This is a genomic window from Pontimicrobium sp. MEBiC01747 (assembly GCF_053601635.1).
Map to the genome: position 1 here is coordinate 1 of NZ_JBSHNS010000439.1, position 23,267 is coordinate 23,267.

The following is a 23,267-nucleotide window of genomic DNA, read 5'->3' on the forward strand; positions in this document are numbered from 1 at the left end:
GCCCTAGCCAAGTAGTAGATACAGCATGCTCATCGTTTATAGCAGCAATGGAAAGAGCCTCTCACGCTTTCCAAAGAGGCGATTGTAAACAAGCTATTGTGGCCACAGCCACACTTAATTTATCCTCTCATGAATTAATTAAAGAAGACCTTACAGGAATTTATTCTAAAAGCGGAGAAACTAAAAGCTTTAGTGAAGATGCAGATGGGTTTGTAAGAAGCGAAACCATAGGATCTATAGTTGTAAAACCTTTAAGCGAGGCAGAAAAAGATGGAGATTATATCTATGGCGTAGTTAAAGGAATAGGAGTATACCACGGTGGTAAAGCACCTTTAAAATGGAATAGTCCAAATATAAAAGGGCAGAAAAAAGCCATAGAGAAAGCCATAGCACAAGCAAAAATAGACCCCTTAACAATAGATTATATAGAAGCAGAAGCCAATGGTGTATCTTTTGTAGATACATCAGAGATGGTTTCAATTCAATCCGTATATGGAAACTATTTTAAAAACCCAGTAAACGGAATAAAAGATAAAACAATTTACGTGGGAAGCTTAAAACCATTAATGGGGCATGCAGAAACCTCCTCAACGTTCCCGTGCTTGTTAAAATTAATAGCAAGTACACAAAATAAAAAATTATATGGAGTAAAAGGATTATCGCAAATAAATGGAGCAATTACTCTAGATAAGCACTTTTCTATTTTAAAAAATGATATAGACTGGCAAACTTTAACCGATAACCCTAAACGAATGGCAATGAATTGTTTAGGTATAGGAGGCGTAAACACCCATTTAATTTTTGAAGAATATCAAAATAAGACTACAGAGAATGTTGAAAATGAACGAGAATTTAGTTTCATATTCTCAGATGAAAATGAAGAACAATTAACTAAACTATTAGAACAATTTGTAATAGCATTACCTAAACTAAAAGATAACTTTGGCACATTCGAATTACTAAATAGACTAGAGTTTACTTTACAAGAAGGAAGACATATAGAAACCTGCCGTTTAGCAATAATAACCAACACGTATAAAGACTTACTAGAAAGTATTAAAGCATGGTTGTTAAACAAAAATGCATGGGCAGACAATAAACAACGTTTTTATAACGCAAATAAAATAGAAGCAGGAGACGCAGTATTAGTTCAAGAAGCCTATACTACCAAAGATATAAAGGCGCTCACTAAATATTGGACAAAAGGCGCTGTAATACAATGGAGTCGCATTCAAAAACACACAAGTATTTTAAAACGTATTCCTGTACCAACAACAACCCTTAAAACAACATATTGTTGGCCATTTAGTATTAAAACTCCCATACAAAATAAAATAAAAATGAGAGAAACAGACCGTCCAAAACCTATTTACGATTTAATAAAAGGACAAACAGAGTCGCCTTATAAAATTAATAACAACCATTTATTTCTTTTCGATTTAAAATGGGATAAAGTTGAAAGCAACACTTTTAATGAGGCAACAACTACGGTATTAGAACAACATGCTATTCTATGTTATATAGATACAGTAACATTAAAAGATATTAATGGATTGGTAGTACCAAAACCAGAGTATTATAATGAAAAAACATACACAGAATTAGTAAATAACGTATTCCTATACATTCAAAATGTAATTAAACAAAAACCAAGACATACGGTAAGTATTCAAATTATTTTACCAAAATCTTGTATAGATAATAGTTATGGATTAACAGGGTTAGTACACAGTACTAGGCAAGAATCTACCAAAGTAAAACCACAATTAATTTTTGTTGAAGACACGGTAGAAGAAAATACGTTGCATACTATTTTAAAAGATAATATTGCTAATCTAGATATCGATAGAATAATAAAGTACGAAGGGAAAACACGCTATGTAGAATATACTAGTCCAATAAATATTATAAATAAGCCAATAAAATTAGAAAAGACTTATAAGTCTGGAGACGTTATTTTAGTAACGGGAGGACTTGGAGGCTTGGGTATTGCTATGACTAAAAATATTTTAAAACATAGTAAGTATGTAACCATAGTACTCGTTGGGAGATCAATACTAGATAAAGCTAAAAGTGAAAAACTAAAAGAATTAAACAACGACACAAACAAGGTTGTTTATTATGATACAGACATTTCTAAAGAAAAAGAAGTTAAAAACTTAATACAGAAAATTCTTAGAATACATCAAAAACTAGATGGCGTTATTCATTGTGCAGGAGTTATTAGAGATAACTATATAATGAAAAAAACAGTAGAAGAAATTAAAACAGTATTCGAGCCTAAAGTATACGGAGCCAAATATATAGATGAGCATACAAAAGACATCGCATTACGATTTTTCTTATGCTTCTCTTCATTACACTCCCTCGGTAATGCAGGGCAAGCAGATTATGCTATGGCTAATGCTTATCTAGATGGCTTTATAAGGGCAAGAAATAAAGCTGTTAAAAATGGTAGAAGACAAGGACAATCAATAACAATGAATTGGCCATACTGGGCAGGTGGAGGAATGCAACTTTCTGAAATCGCTATAGACCTCATGACAGGGACTAAAGGATCTGTACCAATGCCAACAGAAATAGGCGCAGAATTAATGCATTACGCAATACAATTAGGGCAAGAACAAATGTTTGTTGATTTAGGCGATTACAACAAAATAATAAAACAACACAATATAGACCGTTACGAAGCAAAACAACTTCTTATCTAAACATTTAACCTTTAAAACTATATATAAACAATCCATTTTAAAACTAATAAACTAATAAAAACAAAACCCTCATGAAACATATTGTTACACTATTTGCTATAGTATTTATGGTAAATAGTTCAATAGCTCAAAAAGCAAAAGATTCTATTAAACCGTCTTTAGGAATAAACTCGGAGCTCTCATATAAAATGCTTGAACCAAATCAAGATTTGAGAAAAATAAATATTTTAATAACAGAAAGACAAAAGGGAACGCTTAAAAACAAAAGCTTAACATTTGGAGCATCATTGATAGCATTAGGAGACTATCAAAAGTCTAATACCGATTCAAAATTTGGATATTTAATGCGCCACCCAACACCTAATAATCAATTAGGAAAAGAAGTAAGTGAAGCAGTAATACATTCATTTCAATTTTCGGCAACAGCAGCCGTTAATAATTGGTTAACCGCTTATGCAGAAATACTTTACGATCCACAACAAAGTTTTGGGCCTGGAACTATTACAACACTTACTAGAAACCAATTACAATTACGTAAAGGATATGTGTTAATAGGAGATTTAAATAAATTTCCTGTATACGGTGCTATAGGTAAAATGGATGCCCCTTTTGGCATAACAGGAAGTGTAAACCCTTTTACAAACTCTACATTATGGCATGCCTTTGGTGGTCTGGGCTATGGAGCTCAAGTCGCATTTAAAAAATGGGATGTTCATGCAACATTTATGGCAGTACAAGGCGGATCGCAATTTAGAGCATTAACAATGCCTGTAAACGATAGTAATGTGCCATCTAAACTAAATAATTTTGTTTTCGATTTAAATTATACTTTAAATATTAAAGAAGGGGTAAATTTACTTTTTGGAGGTTCTTATTTACATGGAAGCGCATACTGCCACGGCTTTCCAGTAACTCACTTTTCTGGATGTGCAGATAATAACCCAGCATATACATTTTATGGGAAACTAAATGTTAAAGACCGATTAACTTTAAAAGGAGGTTTTGCAAAAACATTAGAAGTTTGGCCAGGAACACATAACCCAACACCTCCACTTGATGTTTTTGAAGCATCAAAAGTATCTTCGATGGAAGTAGGAGCTAAATATAATTTTAATAATAGCGGTGCTTTTAAATATGCAGTTTCTGGTGAGTTCTCTAATTTTATCTCAGGACCAGATGGAGCACCATGGGAAAGACAAAATCAAATAGTATTAGGGTTTTCAGCACTTTTAAATAATTCATCAAAATTATTCTTAGAACTTTTTAGAACAGATGGATATGTACCATTAAACTTTATAAGTGGTAGTGCTCCAAACGCACCATTTCCAGCAGGAGAAACACATAGTGAAAGAGACGTTTTTAGCCATGGGATTGTGCTAGGAGCTCAAATAACACTTTAAAAAAACCAATAAAATATATAGATAATAAAGGTTAAGATATTTAGCCCAAGCTTCCTATTGGCTTTTTTTAAAGTATTTAGAAAGCTTAGGCATATAAATAATAAATATAAACAAGCAAAAATTTAAATAATAATTAAAACTGGTAACCAATGAATGAATTAGAAGAACAAATTAAAGAGTACTTAACAAACAAATCTGCAGAACTATTAAGTATTGAACCGTCTGCTGTAGAGTGGGAGTCGGACATAGACGAATATGGATTTGAATCTATGAAAATAAACAAATTGTGCGTGGACATTAACAACACTTTTGGTATAGAAGTACGTCCAGCAGTACTATTAGAATATACCTCTTTAGCTGAGTTTAGCGACTACCTAAAGAAGGAACACTATGCTAAAATGGAGGAAGTATTAATGTAATGTCTTGCATCTCTATATAACTAGAATCACAACTAATATATATGAATTTTTAAAAACAAATCACAATGAGAAAAGAACTAGATATGAACGCGTTCGAATATGATAGTGATCAGCAACGCATTTTAGAAAATGCTAAGTATTTATACTTAGACGATGCTGAGATGGTAGAACACTACTCGTATGTTCAAATGAGACACCAATTAACCTCTACAAACTATGCACTAGATGCAGAGAAAGAGTTTATTAAAAATAAGTTTGAGAAGTTTAAAAAAGAATGTAAAGATTTCGACAAAATCGATTACAGAAAATCTCACATAAAGCTTAAAGCATACAAGCCAGAAGAAATAGATCAAGAAAAATTGACTAAACTACTATGCGATCCTGGAGCACCACCAGTAGTTATAAAAGGGTTAATGAATGATACTAAGGCAGCAAAGTCTTGGAACCATGAGTACTTAATAAAAAACTATGGAGATGTAGAATTATTTGGTATGGATTACTCTAAAAACGATGGAGCAGATAAAAACATTGGTTTTGGAGAAGGAGCTAAAAAAGTAACCGCTAAATATGTTTTAGAAAATCAGTTAGATCCAAAATCTAAAGAAACATTTTACATTAATAACTCTGTAGACTTTTTTAATGCTTATCCAGAACTTTTAGAAGATGTTGGAGTAAGTAAGTTAAATAACATGGTAGATAATTTAGTAAAACCATTATTTCCACAGTTATTTATAGGAAACTTTAAAACCTGGGGAACAGACTGGCATATTAATAATGATGTTAGTGCAACCTTTGGAATTTCAGGAGTAAAACGTTGGTTCTTTATGGATCCTTTACACGCCTATTCGTTACAAATTATACCAACACCGCATACACCAGCAGGAATGCTATCTTCTGCCTTTGTTGGTGGCTCTACAAGTATACGTTACGATTTAGATTATCACGTATTACATAACCCTGTATATGCATACATTCCTAAATATTATTACGATCAAGGACCAGGAGATGTTATTTTCTTCCCAAAATGGTGGCCACACTCTATTATTAATCAATCGCCATTAACAATTATGGCAAACCAACGCTATACAGAAGTAGATTTAGTAGAAAACACAAAATCTTTCGATACAGCAATTAGAATGCCATTATACGAAAATATCTTAAGATCAGACCCAAGATATAGAGATTACAACTTCAAGATTTACCAATCCTTACAAAAGGAGGAAATCATTACCGGAGCTACATATTTTGGAAGAGAACAAGAAGAAAAAGAATTAGAAAACGCAGAATAGATAAAGCTAAAACATTATGAAAAGTAAAGAATTTTTATTGAATATGGGATTTTTCTACTCTGTAGTCATTCCAGAAGAAAAAAAGTGTTACATCCTTAAAGGAAAAGAATTTGAACACGCAGATGTTCAGAACTTTATTAATAACGAGACAATGGATTATTCTCAATATGAATCTACAGGTTTCCCTTACGATGTAAATGAGAGTTGGACAAGCTATTTAGAAGCTCAAAACCCAGTGAACTACACATCTGAAAAAGATTTATCTGAAGAGCAATACATAGAACGATTATCAGCAAGAAAAAATACTGATGGATTAGTATTGGCTATAAAAGATCCAGCAAAAGATAAAGTGAAAGTATTTAAGAAAAATATGCAATTATTTCACGGCTAGTAGGTGCTAGTAATAAGTGAAGAGGTTAAAGTTATTGCAAACATAAGCATATATAAAAATGTCACAGAAAGAAGAATATAATAACGTATCTAAAAAGAAACCAGTTGCAATTATTGGAATGTCTGGAGTATTTCCAGAGTCAGATTCAATAGAGCAGTTTTGGGAAAAATTAGAGAATCAGGAACAATTGATCAAAGTAATTCCGGAGGATCATGACCCAAAAAGAACGATACAACCAAAGCGAGGTGCATTTGTGAAAAATCTGCAAGGATTCGATGCAAAACTATTTCATATTATTGGCAAAGAAGCTAAATATATGACACCACAGCAACGTAAGTTATTACAATCTGTGTGGCATTTGTTCGAAGATGCATGTATTTTACCCTCTTCCCTTAAAGATAAGAAAGTAGCTGTTATTGTAGGTAAAGAAGTTAATCCTTACATGGAATACCTTACAAAAGCTCCAGTAACAGCTTATTCTTGTTTAGGTATGGCACAAACCTATTTGCCAAACCGCATCTCTAATTACTTTAATTTAAAAGGCCCAAGTTACTGCATTAATACCTCATGTTCTAGTGGATTAACCGCATTACATCATGGTAAAAAAATGCTTCAAAACGGAGAAGTCGATTATGCAATTGTAGCAGGCGTTAGCTTAATATATGGAGAAGAATGGACACGCTCCTTTTTTGGAGGCTCTCAATCTATGGGACTAATGTCTACAACAGAAGATGGAGGTAGCCCGTTTCAAGATAACGCATCTGGATTTACACCATCAGAAGGAGTTGTAAGCCTACTATTAAAACGAAATGAGGAAGCGGTTAACGATAACGATAATATTCATGCTTTAGTTATAGGATCTGAATCAAGTCATGTAGGAGGAAATGGAAATATAGCCTTCCCAGATTCAGGACAACAAAGCAAAGCAATTATAGAAGCCTATAAAGAAGCTAATGTAGATCCCTCAACGGTGACGCATATAGAAGCACATGCCGCCTCTGCAATTTTAGCAGACTCTCAAGAAATTAAAGCATTTAAATTAGCCGATAAATATTTTGGCAAAGAATTAAATAATGAAAAGACACCACCATGTAAAATAAGCTCGCTAAAACCAAACATTGGTCACATGCATGCTGCCTCTGGTTTAGCCTCTGTAATTAGGTTAGTCTATTCGTTTAAAGCAAATAAAAAATTAGGAATAAAAGGATTTAAAACATTAAGTCCAGAAATTAAACTAGACAAAACACGCTATTATATTTCGTCAGAAACAGAAAACTGGCCAAGATTAATAGACGAAAATAAACAAGAAATACCACGAAGAGGAGCCGTTAATAACTCTGGAGGTGGCGGAAATGTTATTCACACCATATTAGAAGAATACATTCCAGAAACTAAAAACAATAAAAATGATGAGCAAAATGATACCGCTTACTATTTAGCATTATCATGTACAGAAGCATCACAATTTGTACCATATGCAGAACGCATAAGAACTTTTTTAGTAAAACATAGCGATTGCAACCCTAAGCAATTAGAATACCAATATTTAATTAGTAGAAAAGAACTAAATCAACGTATTGTATTTAGATACAAAACAATAGAAAACTTAGTAGAGAAATTAGATAAGTTTATAAGCTCTAAAGGAAAACGAGGCTATTATGTAAATGGAAACCATAAAGAAGAATTAAGTCTTAATGAAATATTCTTAAAGAATGGAAAAGTAGTAGACTTTTTAAATGAACTAAATGATACAAGAGATAAATCCTTTTTGTTCGATTTATGGGCAAAAGGTTATGAAACTCCTATTCATAAATATTTTGAAAACATAAAATATGCAAAATTATCATTGCCAGGATACCCATTTAACGAACAAAACTATTGGTTAGATATTTATGCAGACAAAACAAGTTTAAAAATAGAAGACACTAATCTAGAAACAAACATAAATGGAGCTAACACTATTAACAGTTCTGCTCCAAAAACAATAAATATAGAAAAAGAAGTAGAACACTATTTACTTCAAACAGTATCCGAGTTATTAGACGTATCAATAACTAATATTTCTACAGAAGAAGAAATAGGAGATTATGATTTTAACTCAGTTGGGCTAACCGAATTTGCAAACGTATTAAGTGAATTTTACACTTTAAAAATACTACCAACACTATTTTATAACTATCCTACTATACAAAAACTAACAAGATTTTTATTAGAAGAGCATAAAGAAGCAGTAGCAAAGCAACATCAATTTACAATACCAGCTACAGTAGAGAAAAGTACTGAAGCCCCAGTAATATTAAAAAAACCTAAAAATTGTAAAAAAGAAGAATGTGCAATACGAGCTTCAGTAAATAAAGCAAACGAACCTATAGCAATTATAGGAATGAGTGGTCGTTTCCCAGGCTCTCCAGATGTAAATACATTTTGGGAAAATATTAAAGCCAATAAAGATTTAGTAACCGAAATCCCTAAAGACCGTTGGGATTGGCAAGCATATTATGGCGATACAACAAAAGATAAGCAAAAAACAACTGCAAAGTGGGGAGGCTTTATAGACGATATAGATAAATTCGATCCATTACATTTTAGCATATCTCCTAAAGAAGCAGAATTAATGGATCCGCAACATCGATTAGCAATCGAAGAAGCATACCATGCATTAGAAGATGCAGGAGTAAACCCTAAAAGTCTATCAGGAACAAATACAGGAGTATTTATTGGAAGTTATTTTGATGATTACGCTACACTTATAGATAGAAGTAGAATAACAGATTCGCAAGTCATTACAGGCCTATCACAAGCTATGGTAGCTAACCGCATTTCTTATTTATTGGACCTTCACGGACCAAGTGAAACAATAGATACAGCATGCTCAAGCTCTTTAGTAGCAATAAAAAGAGGATTAGAAAAAATACAAAACGGAGATTGCGATGTTGTTATAGCAGGAGGTGTAAGTTTAGTATTAATGCCAGATTTATTATTTCCATTAAGTCAAGCAGGATTTTTAAGTAAAGAAGGACGCTGTAAAACATTCGATCAAAGCGCAAATGGTTATGTAAGAGGAGAAGGTGTAGGGATGATTGTATTAAAACCATTAAGCAAAGCTAAAGAAGATGGAGATCGTATACATGCCGTTATTCGAGGCGCATCAGAAAATCATGGAGGAAAAGCAAATACATTAACGTCACCCAACCCTAATGCACAAAAAGAACTCCTAATAAAAGCATACAAATCTGCAAAAGTAAGCCCAGAGCAAGTAGGATATATAGAAGCACACGGAACAGGTACTCCATTAGGAGACCCAATAGAAACAGAAGGTTTAAAATTAGCATTTAAAACCCTATATAAAGATGCCGGTAAAACATTACCAGTATCACCGCACATAAAACTTGGAAGTGTAAAAGCCAATATAGGGCATTTAGAACCAGCAGCAGGAATTGCAGGAGTAATAAAGTTAATACAGGTACTAAAACATAAAACGATTCCAGGTAACCCACAATTAAAACAACCTAATGCCTATTTAGATTTAGAGAATAGTCCATTCGCATTACAAAAAGAAACCGCACCATGGTTTACAGAAAAAGGACATACAAGAATAGCAGGAATAAGTAGTTTTGGAGCAGGAGGAAGTAATGCCCATGTAGTATTAGAAGAATATATTTCTGAAAATAAAATATATAAAAGTAATGACCCAACAGTTGTTATTATTTCAGCAAAAAATAAAAACAGGTTAAAAGACCAAGTACAACATTTATTAACTTACATAGTAACTAATAATACAACATCTATTTACGATTTAGCCTACACATTACAAGTAGGAAGAGAAGCTATGGAAGAACGTTTAGCAATCTCTGTAAGCAGTATAAAAGAGTTGCAAAATGAATTAGAAAATTACTTAAATAGCAATGACGCTAATTTTCTACTAGGTAATACACGTAAAATTAAAACTACGATAGAAAATCAAGAATTGCAAATAGCATTAGATGGTATAGATTTAAAAACCTTAGCAGAATATTGGGTAAAAGGAGTAAGCATAGATTGGAAACAATTATACAATAAAGATAACTGTCCAAACATTATATCATTACCAACGTATGCTTTTGCTAGACAACGCTATTGGATACCAGAAACAACATTTAAAATAGTAGAACAACCAAAAGCAATTGAGAACAGTAAAACCCCAGCAAAAACAATAGAACTATACAAAGAAAACTGGAAACCAATAACATTAGAAAACGAAGTTGCAATAGAAGGAACAGTTTTAATTTTAAATGTAATAGAAGACAATAAGGCTATAGCAGAAGCATTAACTAAACATATAAATAAAACATTAGTTGTAAACCTTTCAGACATAGAAAATATTCCATACAAAGCGGTAAGAGCAGTAATAGATTTAGGAAGTAAATCTATGGAAGACTATACTTGGGTAAAAGTCATTCAAAAAGTAATAGATCGCTCAAACCACGAAAATATAAATCTTGTACAACTTTGTAAAACAAATGAAAACATAATAGGCAAAGGATTATACCAAACATTAGGAGCCGAGTATAGTAAAGTAAACAGTATAAGTTTAGAGTTAGAACCAGATTCAACACTAGAAGTAAACGTAAATGCCATTTTAAAAACACTCTCGTCGGTATCTAGAAATGTAAAATTACAATACATTAACAACCAATGGAAAACGCCCTACCTAGAATCAGTAGAACTAAATGCAGAAGCAAAAATAGAAGGCCCAATATTAATAACAGGAGGAACAAGAGGGTTAGGAATGGCTTATGCCAAGCATTTGGTAACAAAACATAAAGTAAAGCAATTAGTGTTATTAGGAAGACAAAAATTTCCGCCAAGACAAGCATGGAATAGTATTGTTAAAGAGAATAATACATTGGCAAAAAAAATTAAAGACATTTTGTTTTTAGAAAATTGTGGCGCTGAGGTTAAATTAATACAACCAGATTTAGTAAATAAAAAAGAAGTTTCGTTAGCATTAGATAAAATAAAAAAACAATGGGGAGCGGTTAAAGGATTAATACACTGTGCTGGGTTAGTAGATATGGAAACACCAGCATTTATACGTAAACCAATAGAAACAATTATTAAACTTCAAGAGCCAAAAGTTATAGGATTACATAACATATATGAGGTTTTAAAAACACATAATATAGATTTTGGAATTTTATTTTCATCCATTTCTGCATTAGTACCACATTTAGGAGCAGGACAATGCGATTATGCTATGTGTAATGCTTATTTAGAAAATTTTGCAGCCTTACACTATAAAGAAGGTTACAGAAGTATTCAGTGGCCAAGTTGGAAAGAAACAGGAATGGGAGAAGTAACCGAAGGTATATACAGAGACCTAGGGCTATTATCTCTAACCAATTTAGAAGGTGCTAACATAATAGATAAAGTAATAGCGTTAAAACCAGAAGATAAGATGCCAACTATAGCGCCTATGGTATATAATCCAGAAGTATTCTCTGTAGAAAACCTATTACAAATACCAAAACAAAAAGAACAAGTACAAGTTGAAATAACTAAAGCAGATGATACAGTCGTTAGTAACTGGGTCACAGTACAAATTAGCGAAGCTTTAAAATTACCAGCAGACAGTATAGAATTAGATATACCATTTCAAGAGTACGGTGTAGATTCTATTTTATTAGCAGACTTAGTAAAACAATTAGAAAAAGAACTTGGCGGAAATGTAAGCCTATCGCCAAGTATTATATTAGAACACCCTACAGTTGGAATGCTAAGTGAGTACCTGTCAGAGCATTATAAAGACGCATTATCTAAGGTCTTGAATCAAAAAATAGAATCAGAATCTATAATAATAGAAGACGCATTAATAACAGACGTCGAGCAGAAACACAAAACAAAACAACAAAATCACATTAACAAAAATGAGCCTATAGCTATTATAGGAATGGCATGTCATTTTCCAGACGCTAATACCATTGGAGACTATTGGGATAACTTAAAACAAGGAAAAGACAGTATAAAAGAAGTGCCAGCCAATCGTTGGGATATAAATACATATTACTCACCAAATAAAGAACAAGGAAAAAGCTATAGCAAATGGGGAGGTTTTTTAGATACAATAGAAGACTTCGATCCAGAATATTTTAAAATACCAGAAGCACTAGCAAGTCAATTAGACCCTCTAGAAAGACAATGGTTAGAAGTAAGCGCAGAAGCTATAGAAGATGCAGGCTACGATAAAAAAAGCCTGTGGGGAAAATCTGTAGGAGTATATGCAGGCTCTAGAGTTGGGAATTTTAAACACAAACTAAAGAACTTACATAAAGACTTTATTGTAGGAACAGGACAGAACTTTATAACAGCACATTTGGCACATATCTATAATTTAAAAGGACCAAATATGGTTGTAGATACCGCATGTAGTAGTTCGCTAACCGCGATGGATTTAGCAGTAAAAGGATTACGACAAGGTGAAACCGAAGTAGCGTTAGCTGGAGGAGTAGATATTTTATTAGACGAAGGCCATTTTGTAGGATTAAGTATAGCTGAAGTATTGTCTAAAGACGGACGCACAAAAGCATTTGATGAAAAAGCAGATGGAACAGGATTGGGAGAAGGCTGTGGAGTTATAGTTTTAAAACGATTAAGTAACGCCATAGCAGACGGTGACAAAATCTATAGCGTTATAGAAGGAACCGCAGTAAATAATGATGGGAGTACAATGGGGATAACAACCCCAAACCCAAAAGCACAACAAGAACTGCTGGAAATAGCTATAGAAAATGGGCAAATAGACCGCTCTACAATTAGTTATATAGAAGCACATGGAACAGGAACCTTAATAGGAGATCCAATAGAACTAAAAGGCATTACCGCTGTATTATCTAAAAGTAGTGATCCAAATCAAAAATGTGCAGTAGGAAGTGTAAAAACAAATATAGGGCACTTAATGAGCGCTTCAGGTGTAGCAGGAGTTATAAAAACAGCATTAGCAATAAGTGCAGCACAATTACCACCAACATTAAATTGCGATACACCAAACCCACGTTTCGATTTTAACAACTCACCAGTATACCCAGTAAGAACATTACAAGATTGGGATGGCGTTAATGGAATTAGAAGAGGAGGAATAAGCGCCTTTGGATTAGGAGGGAATAATGCACATGTAATATTAAGTAATGAAGGTATTCCTGAGGCAAATAAAATTACCAAACCATTTAATAAAACCAATATAGCCTTTAACAAAAAGCGCTATTGGCCAGAAACAATAACAGAAACAAAAAAAGTAGAAATACTAGAGCCAATAAAAAATAAAGCAGAACAACCTCAAAAAATAAACGACGTCTCTGCAAAAAGTATGGCAACATACTTTAATATGAAAAAAGAAAAACAAGGAGCAGATTGGATATTTACTTTAGATATGAATAATGATCACTATGTATTAAGAGATCACAAGGTACATGGAGTAAGTATAGTACCAGGAGTGACCTATCTAGACTTAATATTAAGATGTAGTAAAATTCTATTCGGTAAAACATTCGAGATAAGCCGAATCATATTTATAGAACCATTAGCAACAGACGAAACCTATAACCGTAGAGTAGAAGTACGCTTTAGAAAAGGGAAACATGCCATTAGCGAAGCAATGGTACGCTCTAGAAGATTAGATCATAACGGAAACAGTTATGGTAAATGGGACAAGCATGTGCAATGTAGGTTAAATAATATGCCAAGTGGAACAAAGGAAACATTTAATATAGAGGCCTTTAAAACAAATAGCGAACGTCAATTAAACATGGCAGAAGTCTATAAATCAGCTAGAACGGTAGATATAGTTCATGGTGAATTTATGGAGACTTTAGGAATGGTATATCAAAAAGGAAGAGAAGAATTAATGCAATTGCATTTAAGTGAATTATCTACATCATACCTAGATCGCTTTTATTTAAGCCCTGCATTTTTAGATGGTGCAACTTTTTCAGGAAGCTCATTTCATGCCATTACAAAAAATCAAGTATCCTATATTCCATTTTCAATAGAGCAATTTAGAGCCTATAATACATTGCCTTCAACAATCTATGTTTATAGCAAACACAAAGAAGAAAAATACGATACACCTTCAGAAGTTATAAAAAGCGACATAAGCATCTATGATGCAAACGGTACACTATTAGTAGAGTTTAAAAACTTAGCTATAAAGCGTATCAGACATGCAGGTTTAATAACAAACCTGTTACAAGAAAACAACGATAAAGTATTACAAGCCTAACCTCGCGTTACAAGCACAACCAAAATATTAGTATTATGAGTTCAAATGGTATAAGTACAACCAGAGTGAAAGAAACTATTCAGCTTTATTTGCAAGAATTATCAGGAATAGCACTAGGGAAACCAGCAAATTCAATAGACATAACAGCAGGGTTTTTCGATTTAGGAATGGATTCTAAAATGACCATGCAGTTAGTAACAGCATTAGAAGAAAAAGTTGGGCATGAATTATATCCAACCCTATTATTCGAATATCAAAATATAGAAGATTTAAGTCTGTATTTATTAGAAAGCGATAAAGAAGCATTCTCTAAAGAAACTACAGGCGAATTACCGAAAACTGTTGAGCAGAAAGTAGAACCAGTAGCTGTTACAAAAGTAAAAACGGTAACCATAGAATTAATTCAAAGCTATTTACAAGAATTGTCGGCAATAGCTTTAGAAAAACCAGCAGCTACTATAGATATAACAGCAGGATTTTTCGATTTAGGAATGGATTCTAAAATGACAATGCAGTTAGTAACAACCCTTGAAGAAAAGGTGGGGCATGAATTGTATCCAACATTATTATTCGAGTATCAAAATATAGAAGATTTAAGCACATATTTATTAGAAAATGACAAAGAAGCATTCTCAGAAATAAAACCAATAGCAAGTGCAGAAGAAACCTTACAAAGCAATATAAAACAAGAAAAAACACCTGTAGAACGTTCAGTAACACCAGAAGCTCTAATAGAAGATGATGTATGGGGAGACTTAATAGTAACAACAGAAAACCCAGAGTATAAGCCAGAAGTTAAAAAAGAACAAAATAAAACGGCAAATAATAATGCCATAGCAATTATAGGTTTAAGTGGACGCTACCCCCAAGCAAAAACTATAGCCGAATTTTGGGACAACCTTAAACAAGGTAAAGACTGTGTAACGGAAATTCCTAAAGACCGTTGGGATGCAGATGCGCATTTTGATAAAGAAAAAGGAAAACAAGGTAAAACCTATAGTAAATGGGGCGGTTTTATTGAAGATGCCGATAAATTCGATCCGTTATTTTTTGGAATGTCTCCAATAGCAGCCGAGAATATGGATCCGCAAGCTCGCATATTTCTTGAAGAAAGTTGGAAAACTATCGAAGATGCAGGTTACAACCCTGCAAAGCTTTCAGAATTATTTAAAGTAGGTGTTTTTGCAGGAGTATTCTGGACAGACTATCAATTATTCCGTTTAGACAAAAGTGAAAGTTCACCAAGTAGCTTTGTCTCTACTGTAGCCAATATGACCTCTTTTTACTTAGGGTTAAGAGGTCCAAGTATAGGGTTAGATACGCAATGCTCATCATCTTTAACAGCACTACATTTAGCATGCGAAAGTATACGCCGTTCAGAATGCGATGTCGCTTTAGCAGGAGGTGTTAATTTAAGCGTACATGCCAGTAAATACAATTGGTTATCTAATGCCAGATTTTTATCAGATAAAGGAAAATGTGAAGCCTTTGGAGAAGGCGGTAACGGTTATGTTCCAGCAGAAGGTGTAGGCACCGTTTTATTAAAACGATTAAGTGATGCAGAAAGAGATGGTGATAGAATTTACGGAGTAATTAAAGGAGAAGCTATTAATCATGGTGGAAAAAGTAGTGGTCTAACAGTCCCTAATTTAAATGCTCAAGCTGAGGTTATAAAAGATGCAATGCAAAATGCGGGGGTAAAACCAGAAGATTATAGCTATGTTGAAGCACACGGAACAGGAACAAGTTTAGGAGACCCTATAGAAATTGCAGGATTAAATAAAGCCTTTAATAATGCAACAGGACAATATTGTGCAATAGGAAGTGTAAAAAGTAATATTGGACATGCAGAATCTGCCGCAGGAATAGCAGGCTTTACTAAAGTATTATTACAACTACAACACAAGCAAATTGTACCAAGCATACATTCAAAAACATTAAATAGTAAAATTAATTTCGAGAAAACAGCATTTACCGTTCCACAACAATTGCAAGATTGGAACACTAGCTCTAATAATAAAAGGCTAGCAGGGTTAAGTAGTTTTGGAGCAGGCGGTAGCAATGCACATATAATAATAGAAGAGTATGTAAACCCTGTAAAACACTATAGCAGCCATGCGCCAGCTATTATAGTATTATCTGCAAAAAACACCGAACGTCTAGGCGTACAAGTAAAGAATATCTTAGAGTATATAGAAACTAATAGCACAACAAATGTTTACGACATTGCATATACATTGCAAGTGGGAAGACAAGCAATGGAAGAACGATTTGCATGTTTAGTAAACGATATTAGCGATTTAAAAACAACATTAGCTCAATACATTAGTGGAAATAGAGAAGGTTTATTATTAAGCAATGTAACCAATACAAAACACACAAACAGTTTTATATTAAAAGGAAATGCAGGAAAAGCATATATAGAAACAGCAATAAAAGAACAAGAAGTAGAAGCCTTAGTACAGCTATGGAGTCAAGGTATTGAAATAGACTGGAATTTATTATATAACAGTAATAATAAGCCAAATAAAATTAGCTTGCCAACCTATCCTTTTGCAAGAGAACGCTATTGGGTAGCAGAAGCAAGTGAAACTACATCTACAGGAAAAGGAATTAGTAAATTACACCCATTAGTACACACTAACGATTCCACATTAGCAGAACAAAAATATACGACAGTTTTAACAGGAAACGAATCGTTTTTAAGAGACCATAAAGTAGAAGGAGAAAAAATATTACCAGGAGTAGCTTATTTAGAGTGGGCAAGAGAAGCAGGAGAAAGAAGCTTGGCTACAACAATAACACAATTAAAAAATGTAACATGGTTACAACCAATTAAGGTAAACTCTAATTCCGAAAAAATTCAGATTAATTTATTCGAAGAAGAGAATGGTTATGGCTATGAAATATACAGCCCAGCAACATTTGATAAAGACGAAATTATCTATGGGCAAGGAACCTTGCATACAGAAGAACAAACAAAACTTCCAAATGTTAACATAGATGCTTTAAAACTAACCTTTAATAGTAGTAAAACAGGAGAAGAATGTTATGCAATATTTAATGAATTAGGCTTTAATTATGGAAACAGCTTCCAAGGCATTAAACAATTATACTATAATAAAACAGCATCATTAAGTAAAATAGCATTAGAGGAAGATTATAATTATATATTACAACCAGGAGTACTAGATAGTGCCCTACAGTCTATTTTAGGAATTAGTTTAGCAAAAGAAAATGTAGTATTAAACTTACCCTTTTCAACCAAAAAAGTCACGATATATAATACTGTACAGCAAGCCAAATGGTGCCATGTAAGACAAAGTGATACCTATAAAATAGGAGATAAAGTAGTTATTTATGACATAGACATTTTATCGGAAACAGGAGAAGTTTTATTACAATTTAAAGACTTAACAACTTTACCTGTAAAAAAATCAATCCAACCAAAAACTACAAGCTCTAAAACAGCTGTTAATAAAGATTTTGGGCTTCAAACCTATACAACACATTGGAAACCAAAAGCGATAGATAATGAAGCGAAAGAAATCGCAACAGAACATATTGTATTAATAGCAGGCGGATCTGTAGATTTAGGCGAAAAACTAAAAGAAAGCTTAGAGCAAGAAGTTATTGTAATAAACGAACCAACAGAAATCGAGTATTACAATAAAATACAAGAACTTATAAAACCACTTTTAGGAGCAAAACAAACAATAGGATTAACTTTAATCTATAACACAAGCGAATATATAGATTACGCATTTGCAAGTGGGTTATTAAAAACTGCACAATTAGAAAGTAGAAAACTAATTACCAAAACAATAGGAGTAGAGGAGTTATCTGTAAACAAAGTAGAAGAATTAGCAGAAACCATAAGACTTGAACAAAGTCAATTAGGAGAAGAGATAAGATACGTTGGCGGTAATAGACAAGAGCGTTTAGTAACTGCAATTAAAGACGCAAAACATTCAGGAGTAACGGTAAAAGACAATGGTGTTTATTTAATTACAGGAGGATCAGGAGGATTAGGAAAACTATTCGCATCATATATAGCTAAAAATAAAACAACAAAACTAATACTGTCTGGTCGTTCTTCAACTTCAAAATTAAGCGATGCAGAATTAAAAGCATTAAATGCAAGCTATTATAATTGTGATGTAACAGATAAGAAATCTGTAGATCATCTTATACAGACTATAATAAAAGAATACGGAGCTTTAAATGGAATTATACATAGTGCAGGAGTAATAGCAGATAGCTTTTTAATTAAAAAAACGACAGCAGAAGCAACAAAAGTATTACAACCTAAAATTAACGGTGTTAAATATTTAGATTATGCTACTCGCAATTTAAAGCTAGATTTTACAGTCTATTTTAGTAGTATGGCTGCAGTAACAGGTAACTTTGGACAAAGTGATTATGCAAGCGCAAATACATGGCTAGACTATTATGCAGTATATAGAAATGCATTAGAAAAGCAAGGAAAACGTAGTGGGCATACTTTAAGTATAAACTGGCCATTATGGAAAGAAGGTGGGATGACAATGGATGCAGAGAGCGAAAAGTATGTAAAGCAGAAATGGGGCATGAGCGCTTTGCCAACAGCAGAAGGTATTTTGGCTTTCGAAACCTTATTAAAAAATAAAACAGGACAAGGCGTAATAGCTTACGGAGAACGCAAGAAGATTCACAGTAAATTAGTAGGAGAAGAAGAAGTAACCATTAAGGAAACAATAAAAACTTCTCCAATAATAGTTTCTACAGAGACAACAAATACCAGCCATTTAAGTAAGGTTATAGAAAATGAAGTCTTTACTCTAATCTCATCGATATTAAAATTAGACGCCAATAGAATTAATAAAGAAAAAGGTTTTGGAGATTATGGATTCGATTCAGTAATGATGATAAATCTAGTGCAAGTATTAAACGAGAAGTACGAAGGATTAGATTTGGCACCGACAGCGTTAATTAATTATACTACAATTTCAGAATTCTTAGAGTTTTTGTTAGAGGATCATGGAGATTTATTTAAAACAGGAAATACAGTTGTAAGTGATACAAAAGAAACTAAAAATGTAGAAGTTAAAGACCATGTAGTAACCCCAAAACCAGTACAAGTTTCTAAACGTCACCAAAAAAATATTAAAAGAACTCCTGAAGTAAAAATTAAGCCATCTGCTACAATGGCTATTGTGGCCATGAATGGGCGATTTAGCTCGATAAAAACAGAAGAAGAACTATGGTTTAATACAGCAACCAATATACAATTAAACTTAGCCAAAGAAACAACAGCATCCCATGTAGCCTATAGCCAAATAGACTTAAAAAATGCAGAAGAAAACTGGTCTGTTTTAAATATGGATGCATCAGAAATTAGCCAATTATCTGCACAAGAAAAGTTGATTTTTGAAGTCCTATCTAATGCTATGGAGCATTATAAAATAGATAGAAAAGCCTTAGCCTCTAAAACTACAGGTGTTTTTATTGCAGCACAAGAATATGCAGAAAAAGAACATCAAACACTAGCATATTTAATACCTAATAAAGTCTCATACCACTTAAACCTTAAAGGCCCAAGCGAATTAGTTAATACATACTGTACAAGTAGTTATGTCGCTATCCATCGCGCAATACAAAGTATTACTAGTGGAGAATGTAAACAAGCCATTGTTGGAGGCGTTAATTTAGTCTCTAAAGAAGAAATGGAAAAAGCCGTTGCTTCAGATTTTGGTGGCTTATTTAGTAAAAAAGGAGATACAAAAAGCTTTTCTGAAAATGCAGAAGGCTTTGTAAGAAGCGAAGGTGTAGGAATAATTATTATAAAACCATTAGAAGATGCAGAGCGAGATAATGATAATATATTAGGAGTAATTAAAGGAAGTTCTGTAAGCCATGGCGGGAAAGGGTTTTCAATAGAAGCACCAAACTCTAAAGGCCTAAAGAAAGCTATAGAAGAAAGTATTTTAAAAGCTAATGTCCCAATAGATACAATAGATTATGTTGAGGCGCACGGTATAGCAAACCGTATGGCAGATGCTATAGAGTTAAGCGCTATAGATACAGTATATAAAAAGTTCTCTAAAGACCCAGATAAAAAATGGCATGTAGGCACCTCAAAACCAGTTGTGGGACATTCAGAACTAGCCTCTGGTATGGCATCTATAATAAAAGTATTAAAAGCTTTCGAACATAAAACAATACCAGGAATTGCTGGGTTAGAAACTATAAATTCAGAATTAGATCCAAACCATTCTTTAGTATTAACTACAGAACCATGCCAATGGAAAAATGGAGCACATCCAAGACGAGCAGGACTTAATAGTTATGCAGTAGGAGGCGTTAATGCACATTTAATTTTAGAAGAGTACCCAAGTAAAACAGCAACTAAAAACCCTATTAAAGAAGAAAAAGAAACTGTAGTAGAAGTTGTAAATGAAGAAGACGTAGTACCCCTACAAGAAGAAACAGTTAGAGAAGCAATAGAAGCCATTTCTAATGATGTATTTAAAATCCCTACAGCAGATTTTGATGAAACATTGTCTCCAATTGATTACGATTTCGATTCTATTAAAGTAATAGAACTTGTAAACCGTTTAAACGAACACTTTGGGGTAAACGTAAAAATGGGACAGATTTTAGGAGCAGATGACTTTAAATCTATATTCGATGTTTTTGAAACTATTATTGTAAAAACAAAAAGTGCCAAAGCAAAAAACAGAGAACATAAAAAGAATAATTTACCAGAATATTTTCCATTGTCTGAAGGACAAAAAGGACTTTGGTTCATTCAAAATAAAAATCCAGAATCAACAGAATACAATGTGCCAATAGGGTTTAGCGTTGATAAAGAAATAGATGCAACCGTTATTTATAAAGCAGCAGAATACCTTTTAGAAAAACACCCAACACTAAGAGTTTCATTTTTTACCGATGAAGAAGAAGGAGTTATTAAACAAGAGGTAAAATCGGCATCTGGTTATTTAAAAGAAGACGTAAAAACAATATCAGAATCCGTAGAAGCAGAATTTAAAATTTTACAATCTATACCATTCGATTTAGCTAAAAATGTAACAAAATTATACATTAGAAAAGATGCTACAACTCATAAAACGTATATACTTTTTATGGTGCATCACATTGTTTTCGATGGAACTTCAGTAGCCCCTTTTGTATCAGATTTTAAAACACTATTAAACGCACTAGATTCTGGATTACCAATTTCAAAAATAGAAGAAGATAAAAGTTATTTCGATTTTGTAAATCAAGAAAAAAAGTATTTACAAGCAGAAGAAAGTAAAGAAGATTTTACTTTCTGGAATAATAAAATGAGTGGTACTATAGAAGCAATAGAATTACCATATAGCAATACTAAAACCGAGTCATTTGAATCAATAGAAAAAGAAGGGATAAGTAGTATAGAGATATCTGGAGACACCTTATTAAAATTAAAAGCATTAGCGAAAACATCTAAAGCTAACCTTTCAATAGTAATGTTAGCCATATTTAAAGTCTTACTACATAGATTAACAAGTACAGATGATGTAATTGTAAAAACACCAATAGCAGGCCGTTTAAACGAGAAATATGCAAAAAGCATAGGCTATTATATAAACATGATGCTAACACGTACATCGGTTTTTGGTGAGGATTCCTTTGCAGAAGTTGTAACTAAGGTAAAAGCTGAATTTTTATCGAACATAGATTATGCAAAATACCCTTATGCCAAATTATTAACAACATTAGATGCTACTAAAGGAAAAGGAGACACCTTATTTTCTATTGTATATACCTATCAAAATATATTTGGAGACATTTTAAATAATAAAGATAATACAAACGTAAAAGTAATAGAATCGCTTAAGCAAAATGCAGTAGAAGACTACTCGTTAGAAGTTATAGACTTAAAAGATAGCATTACAGTAAACCTTAAATATTTAAGAGCAAAATTTACAGCAGAAACAATTAATGCTCATATAAATTATTATAAAAACATAATAGAAACAGTAGTAAGTAATCCAGAATATAAAGTTAAAAACATTAATATTTTAACAGAAAAAGAACAACTAAAATTACTTACAGAGTTTAATGCAACAGAAACAACATATTCAAAACAAGTTACCATTGTAGATTTATTTGAATCCCAAGCAAAACAAACTCCAAACGCAACAGCTATAAGGTATTTAAATGAAGCAATTAGCTATAAAACGTTAGATGCTAGAAGTAAACAATTAGCCCTTTATTTAACACAAAAAGGTATAAAAGCAGATACTTTAGTAGGGCTTTGTATGGAGCGCTCTGTAGAAATGGTAGTAGCCATGTTAGGCGTATTAAGAGCAGGAGGAGCGTATGTGCCAATTGCTCCAGATTACCCACAAGATCGTATTAAATATATGGTTGAAGATAGTATTATAAAAGGGAATGCTAAAAACAACATACAGTTAATTTTAGCTCAAACAACACTAGAACAATCCATAAAAACACTTATAAACAAAACCGGTGTAGAACTAGACTGTATTTCATCAATATGGGAAAACAATAAAAGCATAATAACAGCAAAAGGACGTTTAAAAACAAAACCATTATTAAACGATTTAGCCTATGTTATTTACACCTCAGGATCTACAGGTAAACCTAAAGGAGTATTAATAGAACATAGCAGCTTTGCAGATTTAATACAATATCAAAAACAATATTTTGAAGTTAATGAAACGGACCAATTTATACAGTTCTCTAACTTTTCATTTGATGCTTCAGGAGAGCAAATATATTTACCATTAGTCTCTGGGAGTACGTTAAATAT

The 23,267-nt window shown here is 32.8% G+C and carries 7 protein-coding genes; all 7 read left to right on the top strand.

The window, feature by feature from the left end:
- On the top strand, positions 1-2,711 hold a 2,711-nt coding region (locus ACVC2P_RS14360), incomplete at its 5' end, for an SDR family NAD(P)-dependent oxidoreductase (protein WP_452599146.1).
- A 71-nt stretch (positions 2,712-2,782) separates the two neighbouring features.
- Positions 2,783-4,111, top strand: coding sequence for a hypothetical protein (locus ACVC2P_RS14365; RefSeq protein WP_452599147.1), 1,329 nt, complete (start codon positions 2,783-2,785; stop codon positions 4,109-4,111).
- Positions 4,112-4,260: 149 nt separating this feature from the next.
- Positions 4,261-4,530, top strand: coding sequence for an acyl carrier protein (locus ACVC2P_RS14370; RefSeq protein WP_452599148.1), 270 nt, complete (start codon positions 4,261-4,263; stop codon positions 4,528-4,530).
- A gap of 65 nt (positions 4,531-4,595) precedes the next feature.
- Positions 4,596-5,819 (top strand): cupin-like domain-containing protein, encoded by a 1,224-nt coding sequence (locus ACVC2P_RS14375; RefSeq protein WP_452599149.1) that lies wholly within the window; start codon positions 4,596-4,598, stop codon positions 5,817-5,819.
- Positions 5,820-5,862: 43 nt separating this feature from the next.
- Positions 5,863-6,210 (top strand): hypothetical protein, encoded by a 348-nt coding sequence (locus ACVC2P_RS14380; RefSeq protein WP_452599150.1) that lies wholly within the window; start codon positions 5,863-5,865, stop codon positions 6,208-6,210.
- A gap of 58 nt (positions 6,211-6,268) precedes the next feature.
- Positions 6,269-14,464 carry an SDR family NAD(P)-dependent oxidoreductase gene (locus ACVC2P_RS14385; RefSeq protein WP_452599151.1) on the top strand — a complete coding sequence of 2,732 codons (8,196 nt, stop codon included), beginning with the start codon at positions 6,269-6,271 and terminating at the stop codon, positions 14,462-14,464.
- A gap of 35 nt (positions 14,465-14,499) precedes the next feature.
- Positions 14,500-23,267 (top strand): SDR family NAD(P)-dependent oxidoreductase (locus ACVC2P_RS14390; RefSeq protein WP_452599152.1); only part of this gene is annotated, 8,768 nt, incomplete at its 3' end.